The sequence below is a fragment of the uncultured Endozoicomonas sp. genome (assembly GCF_947495845.1).
Taxonomy (GTDB): Bacteria; Pseudomonadota; Gammaproteobacteria; order Pseudomonadales; family Endozoicomonadaceae; genus Endozoicomonas.
Window position 1 is genome coordinate 1 of sequence record NZ_CANMAO010000014.1, and the last position, 14,145, is coordinate 14,145.

The following is a 14,145-nucleotide window of genomic DNA, read 5'->3' on the forward strand; positions in this document are numbered from 1 at the left end:
TCATCGCCAGGCACTAAATTACCCTTGAGTTCGCTCAAGGCTGTGAAAACCCCGAGCACTTCGTGTTCGGGGTTTTTGCTATGTGACCTATTAAATTTAAACCAGTTTCAAACTGGAAAAGCCAAGCCGGCAAATAGCCTGAAGACCCCAATAGCCAAGCTCAGTAACATCCCCCAGCCAAAGTTCTTAATTTCGAATCCATCAATAAGCTTGCTCGCCATAATCAGAATCAGAGCATTGATTACCCACGTAAACAAACCCAGTGTTAACACGTTAATGGGTAACGTTAAGATAAGAAGTACAGGCTTTACAATCAGATTCAGGCAAGTCACGACCATAGCAACCAAGATTGCAACCTGATAGCTACTAATCTCTACTCCCGATAGCATTCTGGAAGAAAAAAAGATAATGAAACCGGAAATACCCAGAATGAATAACTGGAGGATAATAAACAAAAGGATGTCCATCAGAAAACTCTATCAGCTGAAAGCATGATAAAGTTTAGCTAGCGATATATGATATGCCTGAAAACCTACTTTGAATGATTTAACGCAGATATTGTTTCATCAAGAGCGGATTGTAACGGAAGTATAAGAGAAGCAGCTTTATCAAGATTACTGGCTTTTCCTTCCTTTTCAATGTCAGCTGCGATGGTGGCCAACCGCGTTGCTCCAAGATTACTACTGCTCGACTTTAATGTGTGAGCGGCTCTTACCAAGACATCGATATCAGCGTCTTTTGATGAAGATAAAATATCCGATGCTAGCTTGGGGGCATCCTCCTTATAACTGTCAACTAACATTGAGAAGTCATCTTCCATCAGTTCTTTCAGTGATGTCAGTACCGCCTGATCAATGACAGGCTCTTGCTCATCATCACCGACCTGTTCAGAGGCACTTCGGGTTACCAGTGAGTCAGTGGATGACTCCATATTATTTGTAGTTTCCGATGCAGTTTGAACTAACCACTTTTCGAGCTGGGATTTTAAAAGTCCAATCTTAACCGGCTTGCTTATGTAATCATCCATGCCTGCAGCAATGCACTTTTCCCGGTCTTCGGTCATTGCATTAGCCGTCATCGCAACAATGGGTGTACGGGGGAGTTGCTGATCTCTTTCACGTTGCCTGATGACGCCGGTGGCTTCATAACCACTCATCTCAGGCATTTGGCAGTCCATAAGAATAATGTCGTATGCATAACTACCACTCATGTTAACGGCGATTTTTCCGTCCTCAGCCAGAGCGATATTATTCAGCCCCAGCTTCTTTAACATGCTGATAGCGACTTTTTGATTCACCACGTTATCTTCGACCAGTAATACCTTAATATCATCAGAAAAGATGGGTCGTTCTTCAACAGGCTTAATGCTTCTGTCCTCCGGTGATTGATGATAGTGCATCACCTGCATGGTGGTATCTAATAGTCGTGCCTGACGAAAGGGTTTACTCAGGCAGGCAGAAATACCAACAGCTTTAAGCTCAGCCTGAGAAAGCAAACCTGTAGAACTCAACATAATACGACGAACTGATTTTAACTGGCTGTCATCTTCAATCAGCTTGGACAATGTCAGACCATCCATTTCCGGCATATCCATGTCGAGAAAGAGTAACTCAAATGGTTGCTCATTGGTTACCGCTTCTTTTAATTGTTCCAGTGCTGAGGTAGCGCTGTTGGCTTCACTGTGATCAAGCCCCCAGGACGTAAGATAGTGTTTGAGGATTTCACGGTTGGTCTTATTGTCATCAACAACCAGAGCCTTCATGCCATCGAGTACATGATACACCTGTGACTTCTGAACCTTGCGGGTTTTGGATATATCCATATCCAATGAAAAACTGAATGTGGAGCCTTCACCCTGGGTGCTGCTTACATTCATCTCTCCACTCATTAACTCAACTAATTGTTTTGAAATAGTCAGTCCCAGTCCGGTACCTCCAAACTTCCGGGTTGTGCTTCCATCCGCCTGTGTGAATTCATTAAACAGGGTCGAAATTTTGTCCTCGGCTATACCAATACCAGTGTCTTCTACTGAGAAGTCTATTTGTGCTACAGATCGAGTGCGCTCTACCAGATTCACTCTGACACTGATTCCACCTTCCGTTGTGAACTTAACGGCATTCCCGATAAGATTGGTTAAAATCTGCCGTAATCGAACCGGGTCACCTTTTAATATGGGCGGGATATCCACGTCGATATAACAGCTGAGTTCAAGCCCTTTCTCTCTTGCTGTTCCTGCTAATAATGCGCAAACATCTTCAACCACTTCACTGACGCTCACATCAATATGCTCAACAACCAACTTTCCTGCTTCAATTTTGGAAAAGTCGAGAATGTCATTAATGATGGAAAGCAGTGAGTTTGCTGACGAGTAGGCGGTATTCAAAAAATCCCTTTGCGACTTATCCAGAGAAGTGTCTTTCATCAGATCCAACATGCCGAGAACGCCATTCATCGGGGTGCGGATTTCATGGCTCATGTTGGCAAGAAAGGCGCTTTTGGCTTTGGCTGCATCAAGGGCTGATTCTTTGGTGTTGTTAAGCTCAGAGATATTATCCTTCAGCTCTCTATTTGCTTTTTTCAGCTCATGGGTTCGATCAGAAACCGTGGCTTCGAGGGTTTCCCGATGTTGTTGCAGCCGGTCATCCCGCTCTTTTATCTGCATCAGCATGTCATTGAAGCAATCATAAAGCTGCCCGATTTCATCGTTATCCAGCTTTTGAACATGACGATCATATTGTTGGTATTCAGTGATCTCGTTGATGGTATCTGCCAAGTCAGTGATTGGGTTGGCCAGAAGTTTTTGTAAACGGCCACTGAGAAAGGCAGCCAGAACCAATGAAATCAGCGCGGCAATAAGAATCAGAAATAGAATCTGGGTTAAGTGGAGGTAGAGCTCACTCAGGTTTGACTGGATATAGATGGCCCCAAGAAACTGGCCATCTAATGAAATAGGTCGGTAGACGTGTAATTTGCCTTGATCAAACAGTGTCACTGGCTGGGTGAGGTCTTCAAGTGTAAACGCCCATGGCTGCTTTTTATTTTTGTAGTAGGCACCAATTTGCTGGCCGTTTTCACTTAACAGGTAAGCGGCTTCAATTTCCTCTGTTGTGGAAAACCCATTTAATAGTTCTTCAGCTGAGGCACTGTCCTCGAACATCAAAGCCGCCTGAGCGTTGGCGCCAACGACGTTGATCAATGTCTCCATTTTGTTGGTCATAATCGTGCGCGAGTGCAGGTACTCGCTGATGCTCTGTACACTTAAGGTGACCAGCAAGACAGAATACGTCGTCATCAGCATCGCATAACGAAGTTTCTTTTTGATGGGCAGGTTCTTGAAAGTCACCATAGTGGTTAATCAACAATTTTTGCCAGTTTCATCAGTTGCGGGCTAATGGATAGCCCTGCATTACGAGTCGAGCCTTTACTGATGGCAAAACGGATTTTGCTGCCAGTTCTGAACAGTTCAATGATGCCACCCTGAAAGGCGAAGTCATCATTGTCACTGATGGTCAGTACCGGCTTTTTCTGAAGTTTTTTCAGTACAGTAGCAACATCGATATTATTTATGTTGTGGACATAAACCATATCGCAAAGCTTATCCAGAGGAGCTGCCGGCGCTTTATGAGTCACTGAGATGCGCCTGCCCATACTGAACTTATGATTAATTTTGGCAAGTTCGCTGTTAATGCCGCCACTGCCAATAACGCATAAGGCAAGTGTCTGCTTCTTAGCAGGCCAGGTAATAAACTTGGTCAGTTTGAAAACAATGGCAGCTTTCACCTTGTCTTCTTTCGTTGCCTCATTCGCTGCAGATATTGGTGCCCAAAAAACCGAGGCGAAGGCCAATGCCAATAGTGGGCGAAGCAGGATGGGGCGTTTGAATATCAACATGTCGTATATCTCCCAATCCTGTTTAGTGTTTCCAGCGCAACTGAAGGTACCATGATGCTTCGACCTCCGTTGCCCCAAGACCACTGAAAATTTCATCGAACTCTTTGCGCTGAGTTTCGAATAGGTTCTGTCCTACGATTGAGAATTCAAGGTTGTCCTCAAAGGTTCTGGTCGCCTTTACATCTAAGGCCGTGTAGGCACCGACTTTTGCGTTGGTCATGTTGTCCATATATCGAATCCAGGTATCTAATTCCCAGTGATTTGGCAAATTCATGCTGGAGCGAATATTGGCGCTATGTTGGGCGGGGAGGTCTTCTATTGTTTGTTCATTTCTGTCGAGAAATAGGTCCCCTTCTTTATGATGGTGAGCATCAGTCTGGATAAAACTGTAATTGAACTGCAGCTTCCACCATGAAGTTGCCTGCCAGTCAGCAGTTACTTCAAGGCCGTAAGACGTTGCATCAATGCCGTTGGAAAGAATGGTTGGAGCCTGACTAACGAAGTAGTCTTTGTCTGTGGCGTAAACAAGCCGCCCAGCGTGACGAGGGTCGGTAGATGTTGTTAAGCCATTTATTGAGCAGCCGGCTCCATAATTGGAAGTTCCATCTAAGCAATTTGGAGCACTTACATAGGCCAGAATATCATCATAGTGATTAACAAATAATGTGGAGTCGATTCTAAAATGATCCGTAAATGTTTCACGGTAACCAATCTCGAAAGAAAGTAGTTTTTCAGAGTCTAACTCAGGGTTGCCTGCAATAGGAATGAGATAGTTTATATCCTCTGTAGGCTCAAAATTGAATGTAACACCAACAGTCTGCAATTCTGTCTCACTAAGAGAGGGTGTTTTTACTGCTCTGGAAATCGCAGACCAAAAGGTTCTATTCTCAGTCGGCTTCCACGTCAACCGTATATTTGGCTGATACTCGAAACCGGTAAAGTCGTTATGCTCGAAACGAGAACCAAATGTGAATACTGTATTATTTGCCATGGTTACATCGTATTGAATGAAGGCACTATAGAGCTCGTTCACTTTTCGGTCACTGCCATCCAACAGGTACATGTAATCAGTGCCTTCGACGCTATACCAGGTTGAGCGATAGCCAAGTCCCCAGATTAAAAAAAGATCTTTGGCGGGAACAAAACTGTTTTGGTAATCGATAGCAAAGTCATCACGTTTTTCAGTAATTCGGTAATCAAAGTTTTGATAGTTATCATAAACAGCTCGCACAGAATGATGGTTGTCTTTCCAATGAACCATCAGGTTGCCGCCTTTTTGATCTCGGCTTTTATCCGTTAGTAACTGTTCACCTTGTGCTGGTTCATCGGCATCAAAAATTTTCAGCGATGGTTGTGTTGAACCTTCATAAATATCTCCCTGAACCGTCCACTCTGAACTCCCGGTAGGCTGCCAGCTGGCTTTGAAACCTGAGCGACGCATGTGCCAGCTGTCGTCAGCATTTTTGCCAAGAGAATGTTTTTCCCTCGACTCACTTGAATTAAGTAAGCTATTACGTTCAAACTGCTTGTAATAGGCTCTGTAGTAACCATCGTTACCAAATTGTCCGCCGTAACGGTATGCGCCAAAAAATCTTTCGTCTGAACCAAACCCTGTGGATAACAACCCACCCTGAGTATCAGCAGCATGCTTGGTGATGATGTTGATCACACCATTTACGGCATTGGCTCCCCATAGCGCAGCACCCGGCCCTCGAATCACTTCGATGCGGGCAATGTCTTCCAGCATGGTGTCTTGAACGTCCCAGTTTACGCCGGAGAAAAGAGGCGAATACACTGTTCTGCCATCAATCAAAACCAGCAGCTTGTTAGCAAAGATGTAGTTGAAACCCCGGGTACTGATCGACCAGGTGTTGTTGTTCAATCGAGCTACCTGCATTCCGGGAACCATTCGCAAAGCTTCTGGAATGGAGGTGACTCCGGTTCTTCTAATGTCTTCATCGGAGATGACATAAACTGCAGCAGGCGAGTCTGTCAGGCGTTGCTTTCTTTTGGATACCGAAGTGACATCGGGCACATCCAGAGAGATCAGCTCTTGAAGGCTGAGGTCTAATAATGAGTCATCCGATGGCGTGTCAGCAGAGATGGCAAAAGGTGCTACGAAAATAGCGCCGCTCAGCAGTAAGGAAAGGTAAGTTCTTTTCAAGGCTCCACTCCATTGGAATTCCTGAAAGGATACGTACTGCTGAATCGTTCTTTCGATTAAGGTTCTTCTTAAAAACTAGCTGATAATCAACGTTGCAGTGGATCTTTTTGCAGACTTTCCTGCACAAGCTGTAAAAAATCGGCAGCATCGACGATGCCTGCGCCACAACGGGATAGTGTGCAGTTGCTATCGACAGGAAAAGCACGTGCTGACGCTTTGAGTAACGTTTCTCGTTCTGCAGGCGTTAGATCCGGGTTGATACCGACGCTTAAACCAATAAGACCAGCGACTTGTGGTGTTGCCATGCTGGTGCCCTGCAATTCTTTGTAAGAAGATTCTTCCGTGCTATTTAAGCCGGAATTGAACAGCGATAGAACACCATTGCCTTGAATCTTGGTTTCACCACCGGGTGCCATAATATCCACGTTATTGCCGTAGTTTGAGTACCAGGCTCGCTGAGCCAAACGATTTATGGCACCAACGACAATGACATTATCACAGTTGGCGGGTGTCGTTAATTCAGCGTTACGTTGACTGTTGCCTGCCGCCACAACAATGGTGACACCGGTTGCCACAATCTCATTAATAGCATTCTGATAAGTTTGTGAGCAGGTTAAGGATGAGCTGCCAAGACTAAGGTTTAAAACGCTCACAGGGTGTTTATTGATTGGCATGCCAAATACCGGCAGCCCAGCTGCCCACCGCATGGCCGCAGTGATATCTGAAGAATAACCACCACAGCGCCCGAGTACCCTCAATGGCAGAATGGAGGATTGCCAGAGTACGCCGGCAACACCATCGCTGTTGTTTCCAGAAGCACCAATCGTGCCCATCACATGGGTTCCATGCCAGCTGCTTTTGCGAGTATTAGTGGGGACTGGATTACCGTTGTTAGTGCCGCAGGCACCGGGCTGAAGAGAGTCGCCGGTGTCTAGTGGAGAGTTATCCCAGCCGTCACCGTCATTGGCCATCCATGGGTCTGAAATAAAGTCATAGCCTGGCAGTAACTGGTCATTAATATCATCGTGCTCGGTGAACCCTGTATCCGGTACGCCAATGGTAATGTCTTTGTTGCCTGTGGATATATCCCAGGCTGCCAGGAGATTGATGCCTGCTTGCTGCTCAAAAAAATGCCACTGCTCATTAAAAAGTGGGTCGTCTGGAACCATCATGGAGTGCATCAACAAGTCTGGTTCAGCAAAGGCCACCTGAGGATCTTTTTCAAGAGAGTCAGCCAGAATTTGCACGTCTTCAATATCAAGGTTGGCACCGATATCAAAAATTTCCCGTCGCTTGCCCGAAGCAACACCAAACCCACCTTCAGTGGTGCCCTGTTTGATAAAAGCGATAGCATTGGCTCTGGTAGGATTTTCTTTAAAATGAATAATGATTCGATCGGTTTTTTTGATATTTAAGCGAAAGCTGCCGCTATCGGCCTGAGCAACAGAGATATCCATAAGCAACTGGCTTATCAGGAGAAAAATAGAAAAACAGGGTGAGCCAAAAGCTTTCATTTCAGTCGTTTCATATTTCGTGATTAGCGATTTGTTTGGAAAGTCGATGTTTAAAAAGTATGGTTGAATTCAGGGAGTGCTTCAAAAAATGGACAGAAAATGATTGATCAGATTCTAAATATCACCAGTCACCCGTTACTTATAGCCGTATTAATTGTTGTTGCGACATGGGTGCTGGAAGATGCTGCCATTATTTCGGCAGCGTTATTGAGTATTGATGGCTTTATCGGGCCTCTGTTGGCATTTCTGGCGCTGTTTATTGGTATTTTCTCTGGGGATCTTGGTTTATATGGTCTTGGTCGTATGCTGGCAAAATGGCCTCTGTTAAGTCGTCAACTGAACCGCTGGTTTTCAGAAGAGAAAATAAGTAATGCGAATGAATGGCTGCGTCAGCGTATGGTTTATACCGTGCTGACTGTTCGGGTCATTCCCGGATTAAGGTTGCCTTCCTATTTAGCCTGTGGATATTTCAGCTATTCATTTCAGTTGTTTGCCGGTTTAGTGTTGATGGCATCATTGGTGTGGACCGGGATTTTATTCTTTGCACTTTACTGGTTTGGCTCCATGTTCTGGTCTGAACTATCTGCTTACAAATGGTTTTTATTGCCTTTGTTTGTTTTGGGTATTGTTTTTCTTCATAAACGGGTTCAGGTATCTCGATAAAGTGATTGAATTCCAATAAAGATTTTTTCGGCTGAATGCGGTAGCTTGATAATAATGGAATAATCACTGGAATTTGATATGGATACGTCATTTCACAGTCATCAGCCCTCAGATCAGGCGCTGTTCATAGAAAGAACTGCTCAGGGAAAACCAGTTCACCCGGGTATGCCAAAGCTGGAGCCTGTTAAAAAAACGATCTCATTTTTTGAATTCTGGCCTGGGTATCTGTTTTATATTCCAGTTGCTATTCAATGGCTTTGGTTGGCTATTCGATATCGAGGGGTTGGCTTGCCATTGATCGCGAATCCATCCATTCCCTTAAGTGGAATGGTGGGAGAATCGAAAGCCGATATTTTCTCGCAAGCCACTGGTGAGGCAAAAGAAAAGATAGCCAACTGGGTGCTACTGGAAAACTGGCAAAACGCAAAAGAAGGTGCAGAGCGAGCCAGCGATTTAATATTAGAAAACGGTCTCGACTATCCATTAGTGGCAAAGCCGGACATTGGTTGCAGAGGCGCTGGAGTTCAGCTGATCCGAAGTCAGGATGAACTACGCGCTTATATTGCGTCTTTCCCGAAAAACGGCCGCATAGTCTTTCAACAACTGGTGCCCTACGAGGCAGAAGCCGGTGTCTTCTATATTCGCTACCCCGGCGAGAAGAAAGGCAGAATTATCTCAATTACGCTGAAATATTCACCTTATGTCATTGGTAACGGTAAGCAGACTCTGGAAGAACTCATCGAGAATGATCCCAGAGCAGGGCAGCTCAAGCATCTTTATCTGCCAAGGCATGCCGACCGGTTGCAGGATGTATTGCCTGCAGGGCAGCCATTTCGTCTGGCTTTTACCGGTAGTCACAGCAGAGGCTGTATCTTCAGAGATGGGCGACAGTATATTTCTTCAGAAATGACCCAATCGTTTGACAGCGTCTGCGATGGTCTCACGGAATTTCACTACGGGCGGTTTGATATACGATTCAAAGATATAGAGTCTCTGATGAAAGGCAAAGACTACTTTATACTGGAAGTAAATGGAGCGAGCAGTGAAGCAGCACATATCTGGGATTGTCGAGGCTCTTTAACAGAAGCATTTAGAACTCTGTTTTTCCAGTATCGCACCTTGTTCAAGCTGGGTGCTATTAATCGTAAGCGCGGCTTCTCTGCCCAGCCACTTCGTCAGCTGGTTCAATCCTGGTGGCGTGAGAAGGCATTGGTAAAGCGATATCCGAGCACAGAATAGCTAATAAGGAGAAGGATCTCATGAATAAGTGGTTGAAAATCATATCTCTATGGGTCTTTGCTGTTGCAACCAATCTGGCGGCAAATGATCAGATTTACACCGGCTGGCTGAGTAAAAAAGCGGTCAGTGGCTACGATACCGTGGCCTTTTTTACAGAAGGACAGCCAGTAAAAGGCAATCCCAAATTTAAGTACTCTTATCTTGATGTGGAATGGTATTTCGCTTCTGAAAAGCATTTAAATCTCTTTAAACAAAACCCGCAGAAATATATGCCTCAATACGGTGGTTTTTGCGCCTGGGCGGTGGCTGCGAAAAAATATCGAGCACCTGGCGATCCTAAGTATTGGAAAATAGTCGATAATAAATTGTATCTAAACTACGACAGAAGCGTTCAGAACAAATGGCTGAAGGATATTCCAGGTTTTATTAAATCCGGGGATAAAAACTGGCCTTTGATGAAATAAGTACCCGATCATATGAAATCGAATATTTCTGGCTTAGTGGTTAGTTACTGCGCAAGGCACATCGAAGTGAGCATAGCTGTAGCTATGTGATCGTAGATGTAACGCCGCAGAGTGGCTGGCCACTGAGCCAGAAAATATGGTTTCGTATGGTTGGGTACTTAGCCACTTAAATACGGATCATCGCATTTGCAAGGAGGCAAAGATGGTTTACAAAGGATTTAGCTGGGCGTTAAGCCTTTATATCGCCATCGTGTTTGTTCAATCACTGTTTTTCAAATTCACTGGTGCCTATGAAACTCAACACATCTTCGGTGTTCTGGGTGATTGGTCCGGATTTCAGTGGTTCGCTGAATACGGTGCTTATGGTGTTGGCTCTGTGGAGCTGGTGGCCTCTATTCTATTGATGATTTCCTGCTGGCGTTTATATGGCGCCATTATTTCTGCTGGGGTAATGTCTGGCGCTGTCTTCTTCCATTTGTTTACGCCTTTGGGCATTGCCATGCCAGAGTTTAACGACGCTGGTGTCGTTATTGGCGATGATGGCGGCTTACTCTTTTATAATGCCTGCGGCCTTTTGGTTTCTGCGATTGTTTTAGCCGCCATGGAATTCTTCAAGACAGATAACAGGATTAAATCTCTGCTTTGTCGTTTGTGTCGTAAAAGTTAATGCGCTTTAAAAGCAGGGTTCAGTCGTTTGAATCCTGCTCTTCCCTTCTCCTATATGACTACTACTCTGCAACAAGAACCTGATGCCTGCATCGTGATTTCTTATCTTGGGATAACATTTCAGATACCGCTGGCATTGTTGCCTTGAATTCGTCAGCCAGTGTCCACGGTGGATTAACAACAATCATGCCTGACGCTGTCATTCCTGGTTGTTCACTGTCTTCTATGCCCATTTCCATAAGGTGCACATTACGCATACGGCTTTTAGCGAAGGCTTTTTCCATTTGCTGAATCTGACCAGCATCAACGACAGGGTACCAAAGCAATATGGTTGCCTGTGGCATCTTCTGCCAGGCTTTTTCCATCACGGTAACAACGGTCTGATAATCGGATTTGATCTCGTAGGAAGGATCAATCAGCACCAGCGCCCTGCGGCTGGCAACGGGCAGTAAACTCAGCAAACCCTGAAAACCATCTTCCTGTCTTACATGACACAGCCTGCGGTGCTCACAATGGTTTTTCAGTTCTCTGAGTGTTTTCGGATGCATCTCAAAGAGCCATGTTTTATCGCCAGGCCTGAGCAAGCGTTTCACCAGCAAAGGCGAGCCAGGGTAGCTGCGCGCCTTAATGTCGGCAGCTATTTGACCATGATAGTCTTTCAAGCCGGGCTGTTTCTTCCAACTAATTTTAAGCACGCCCTCATCGGCTTCATTGGTTTTTTTGGCCATGGCGGAATCCAGCCGATAAAAGCCTGCGCCGGCATGGGTGTCAATGTAATCAAAGGGTTTATCCTTTTTCTGCATATGACGCACACAGGCCAGAAGCGTCCAATGCTTTAGTACATCTGCATGATTGCCTGCATGATAATGGTGCTGGTAACTCAACATGTCTATGACGCTCTGATGGGAAGGAAGAGTAAGCCGGTGAAAGGGCAATGAAGGATCGGTGAAATCTAGCAGGTTTGTGGTTCAAGGGGCATACGGCGATCTATCCATACCAGTGACATTTAACGCAGGCTGACCACTCATTCATCAATGTGTCATGGATTATTAACGAGCCTGTCATTTTTGACCCTTATTTTAGTTGTGAACGGGCGATACGTTAGACATTATAGAAAGAAAGGTGTGTACCCGGCAGAAGTACAGTACAGGTACTGCAACAACTCAAGGATAGAGGGCAAGATGCTGAATTCACCTTTTCGACTGCCAAGATACACTCGCTCTGGCATTGTAGAGTCGGTTCTGGAGAAATTGACCGGGCTGACAGTGCTGGAACAACTTTACGAAGAAGAGCGCGGATGCAATTACTCCGGTAAGCAATTCCTAAAACGGGCTCTGCAAATATTTGAAGTGGATTATGAGGTTGCTAAAGGTCAGATCGATTCTGTACCTGATCAAGGGCCATCCATTGTTGTCGCTAATCACCCCTTTGGAGGCATTGAGGGAGTGGCACTGGCTGACTTGTTGTTAGAGCAGCGTGATGATGTCAAAGTGCTTACCAATGAGCTCCTCTGTCGTATACCTGAATTTAAAGACGTCTTTATTGGCGTTGATGTGCTCAGCACCAATGCTCGGGAAAAAAACAAAGCGGCCATAGAAGAAGCAAGGCAGTGGGTTGCAGATGGTCATCAATTGTTGATTTTTCCTGCGGGTGAGGTATCAAGCTATAACAGTGATCTGGGCAGCGTATGTGATCCCCAGTGGCGAAATACTGCTGCAACACTGGCTCTGGCTACAAAGGCACAAGTTTCTCCGGTGTTTATTGATGGTTCCAATAGTAAATTATTTCATTGGTTTGGTCGTATTCATCCCCGCCTGAGAACACTGAGGCTGGTGAAAGAGCTCATCAATAAACAGGGAAGTACGCTCAGCTTTCGAATTGGTCGAACCATTGAGAATAAAGAGTTAACCACTTTTTCCACCAACGCTGCGTTGACGCAATACTTGCGGTTATGCACGTACCTTCTTTCTCCTTACCAAAATGATGCCGAAAGGCCTCAGATGAACAAACCCCTGAGAACGGAAGAACCGATTGCTGACAGTGTGTCCACCATCGCCATGCAAACTGAGATTGACCAGTTGTCTAAGCAGGCGCTGGTGCTTGAAAAAGGCGAAATGGCCGTTTATTGCGTAGAGTCCAGAGAGATTCCTTTTATTCTTAAAGAAATTGGCCGCTTGAGAGAGATTACCTTCCGGGAAGTGGGAGAAGGCAGTGGTCGTTCATTGGATTTGGATCATTACGATCAGTACTACCTGCATCTATTCCTGTGGAACCATGAAAAATCCGAAGTTGTTGGCGCTTATCGAATAGGCCGAGTGGATAAGATTCTCAGGGAGCAGGGTATTCATGGCCTCTATTCCCGCAGCCTGTTCAGCTACCACGCTGGTTTTATTCATAAACTGGGCAGCAGCCTGGAGATGGGACGCTCTTTCGTCCGCGCAGAATATCAAAAAAGCCTGAGTGCTTTACTCATGTTGTGGAAAGGTATTGGCGCCTACGTTGCAGCAAACCCTCAATATAAAGTGCTGTTCGGTCCAGTCAGCATCAGCAGTGATTACAGTGAAGTGTCTCGTGAGTTGATGGCAGGTTGCCTCGGCGTGAATAACTCAGATCAGGCTCTGTCATCACTGGTCAAACCCACCACGCCGATTAAAAATACTCAGCAGATCTGGCTGACGGATGATTTGAAAGGTATCGATAAAATTGAGCACCTGTCGTCTCTCATTCAACAGATCGAAAAGGATCAAAAAGGTATACCCGTTCTGTTGAAACAATACCTGAAATTGAGAGGAGAGCTGGCTGCTTTTAATGTTGACCCGGACTTTAACAATGCACTGGATGGGCTGATTATTGTTGATTTGCTGAAGGTTGATGAAAAGACACTGGCCAAATACATGGGCAGCGAGCGCAGTCGTTTGTTTTTACAGCACCACACCAGAGCAGCCTAACTGGAGACCAGTCCGCTGTTACGATATATCTGGGTGGACGTAGCCACACCTAATTCATTATCCAAGGTCTGGCCTGCCTGTTGTAACAGCAGGTTTATAATCGCCATATGATGGGTTGTGTGGCTGTGCAGGAAGAGCAATTCCCTTTCTGGAGAGGTTTCTATTGCCACCGATGTGCCTTGGGTGTCTGTCACTGAGGTTAGCATCAACTTTTGATGCTTCAGCTCTGATGCGCTCAGTTCTGCTAACTGGTCAATAATTTGCTTTAGCGCGCCAATTCCAACAGACGATTGACGTTCAATGCGCTGTTCTCTTGTGCGGTTGTCATAATTAATATGGCGACTGTTCAGGCCTGAAAAAAAACATTGATAGAACTCAACGATATGCCGAGTATGCATGCCGATAGTTTGCCGGGCATCACCCGTAATGGCTGCAGGATATAGCTCATCGGGCGATGAGTTAATGGCGGCAATTAACTCAGACAGTAATTGCTCATTACAATAACAAACATTCTGTAGTGACATTCGATCCTGAACCTTTGCCTTCTTCCTGAAGAGCGAACCCATATGGGAATTGAGTGATCCACTTAAGTCTTG

General features: G+C 45.4%; 12 protein-coding genes. 5 read left to right on the forward strand and 7 right to left on the reverse strand.

Going from position 1 to position 14,145, the window contains the following annotated elements:
• Nucleotides 1-107: 107 nt before the first annotated feature.
• From Q1B11_RS10765 to Q1B11_RS10785, 5 genes are all read right to left on the reverse strand, one after another.
• Complete coding sequence (locus Q1B11_RS10765) at nt 108-467, reverse strand: phage holin family protein (protein ID WP_299732034.1); 360 nt, start codon at nt 465-467, stop codon at nt 108-110.
• A 65-nt stretch (nt 468-532) separates the two neighbouring features.
• A complete protein-coding gene (locus tag Q1B11_RS10770; RefSeq protein ID WP_299732037.1) occupies nt 533-3,346 on the reverse strand; it encodes a response regulator in 2,814 nt (937 codons plus the stop codon).
• A gap of 5 nt (nt 3,347-3,351) precedes the next feature.
• The gene (locus Q1B11_RS10775; protein WP_299732040.1) at nt 3,352-3,891 is read right to left on the reverse strand and encodes a YfiR family protein; all 540 of its coding nucleotides are present in this window, start codon (nt 3,889-3,891) and stop codon (nt 3,352-3,354) included.
• Between the two features lie 22 nt (nt 3,892-3,913).
• On the reverse strand, nt 3,914-6,055 hold the full coding sequence (locus Q1B11_RS10780) for a TonB-dependent receptor (RefSeq protein ID WP_299732043.1): 2,142 nt from the start codon (nt 6,053-6,055) through the stop codon (nt 3,914-3,916).
• 86 nt (nt 6,056-6,141) lie between these two features.
• Complete coding sequence (locus Q1B11_RS10785; protein WP_299732046.1) at nt 6,142-7,512, reverse strand: S8 family peptidase; 1,371 nt, start codon at nt 7,510-7,512, stop codon at nt 6,142-6,144.
• 156 nt (nt 7,513-7,668) lie between these two features.
• Here Q1B11_RS10785 and Q1B11_RS10790 point away from each other — a divergent pair, with 156 nt between their 5' ends.
• The 4 genes from Q1B11_RS10790 (at nt 7,669) to Q1B11_RS10805 (ending at nt 10,602) form a co-directional block, all read left to right on the forward strand.
• Nucleotides 7,669-8,232 (forward strand): VTT domain-containing protein, encoded by a 564-nt coding sequence (locus Q1B11_RS10790; RefSeq protein ID WP_299732049.1) that lies wholly within the window; start codon nt 7,669-7,671, stop codon nt 8,230-8,232.
• Nucleotides 8,233-8,310: 78 nt separating this feature from the next.
• Complete coding sequence (locus Q1B11_RS10795) at nt 8,311-9,471, forward strand: ATP-grasp domain-containing protein (RefSeq protein WP_299732052.1); 1,161 nt, start codon at nt 8,311-8,313, stop codon at nt 9,469-9,471.
• A gap of 20 nt (nt 9,472-9,491) precedes the next feature.
• Nucleotides 9,492-9,935 carry a YHS domain-containing (seleno)protein gene (locus Q1B11_RS10800; RefSeq protein WP_299732055.1) on the forward strand — a complete coding sequence of 148 codons (444 nt, stop codon included), beginning with the start codon at nt 9,492-9,494 and terminating at the stop codon, nt 9,933-9,935.
• A gap of 202 nt (nt 9,936-10,137) precedes the next feature.
• Nucleotides 10,138-10,602 (forward strand): hypothetical protein, encoded by a 465-nt coding sequence (locus Q1B11_RS10805; protein ID WP_299732058.1) that lies wholly within the window; start codon nt 10,138-10,140, stop codon nt 10,600-10,602.
• 61 nt (nt 10,603-10,663) lie between these two features.
• Here Q1B11_RS10805 and rlmJ read toward each other — a convergent pair whose 3' ends face one another.
• Nucleotides 10,664-11,488, reverse strand: coding sequence for a 23S rRNA (adenine(2030)-N(6))-methyltransferase RlmJ (gene rlmJ / locus Q1B11_RS10810; RefSeq protein ID WP_299732061.1), 825 nt, complete (start codon nt 11,486-11,488; stop codon nt 10,664-10,666).
• A 294-nt stretch (nt 11,489-11,782) separates the two neighbouring features.
• Here rlmJ and Q1B11_RS10815 point away from each other — a divergent pair, with 294 nt between their 5' ends.
• The gene (locus Q1B11_RS10815; RefSeq protein ID WP_299732064.1) at nt 11,783-13,549 is read left to right on the forward strand and encodes a GNAT family N-acyltransferase; all 1,767 of its coding nucleotides are present in this window, start codon (nt 11,783-11,785) and stop codon (nt 13,547-13,549) included.
• Here the strand turns inward: Q1B11_RS10815 and Q1B11_RS10820 are convergent.
• Nucleotides 13,546-14,073 (reverse strand): DinB family protein, encoded by a 528-nt coding sequence (locus Q1B11_RS10820; protein ID WP_299732067.1) that lies wholly within the window; start codon nt 14,071-14,073, stop codon nt 13,546-13,548. The two genes, Q1B11_RS10815 and Q1B11_RS10820, sit on opposite strands and share 4 nt — an antisense overlap.
• Nucleotides 14,074-14,145 lie beyond the last annotated feature (72 nt).

What these genes read in the sequence shown, in the direction of transcription:
- Q1B11_RS10805 (WP_299732058.1), top strand. Translation starts at nt 10,138, where the DNA reads ATGGTTTACAAAGGATTTAGCTGGGCGTTAAGCCTTTATATCGCCATC.
- Q1B11_RS10785 (WP_299732046.1), bottom strand. Translation starts at nt 7,512, where the DNA reads ATGGATATCTCTGTTGCTCAGGCCGATAGCGGCAGCTTTCGCTTAAAT.
- Q1B11_RS10815 (WP_299732064.1), top strand. Translation starts at nt 11,783, where the DNA reads ATGCTGAATTCACCTTTTCGACTGCCAAGATACACTCGCTCTGGCATT.
- Q1B11_RS10790 (WP_299732049.1), top strand. Translation starts at nt 7,669, where the DNA reads ATGATTGATCAGATTCTAAATATCACCAGTCACCCGTTACTTATAGCC.
- Q1B11_RS10765 (WP_299732034.1), bottom strand. Translation starts at nt 467, where the DNA reads ATGGACATCCTTTTGTTTATTATCCTCCAGTTATTCATTCTGGGTATT.
- Q1B11_RS10800 (WP_299732055.1), top strand. Translation starts at nt 9,492, where the DNA reads ATGAATAAGTGGTTGAAAATCATATCTCTATGGGTCTTTGCTGTTGCA.
- rlmJ (WP_299732061.1), bottom strand. Translation starts at nt 11,488, where the DNA reads ATGTTGAGTTACCAGCACCATTATCATGCAGGCAATCATGCAGATGTA.
- Q1B11_RS10770 (WP_299732037.1), bottom strand. Translation starts at nt 3,346, where the DNA reads ATGGTGACTTTCAAGAACCTGCCCATCAAAAAGAAACTTCGTTATGCG.
- Q1B11_RS10775 (WP_299732040.1), bottom strand. Translation starts at nt 3,891, where the DNA reads ATGTTGATATTCAAACGCCCCATCCTGCTTCGCCCACTATTGGCATTG.
- Q1B11_RS10795 (WP_299732052.1), top strand. Translation starts at nt 8,311, where the DNA reads ATGGATACGTCATTTCACAGTCATCAGCCCTCAGATCAGGCGCTGTTC.
- Q1B11_RS10820 (WP_299732067.1), bottom strand. Translation starts at nt 14,073, where the DNA reads ATGTCACTACAGAATGTTTGTTATTGTAATGAGCAATTACTGTCTGAG.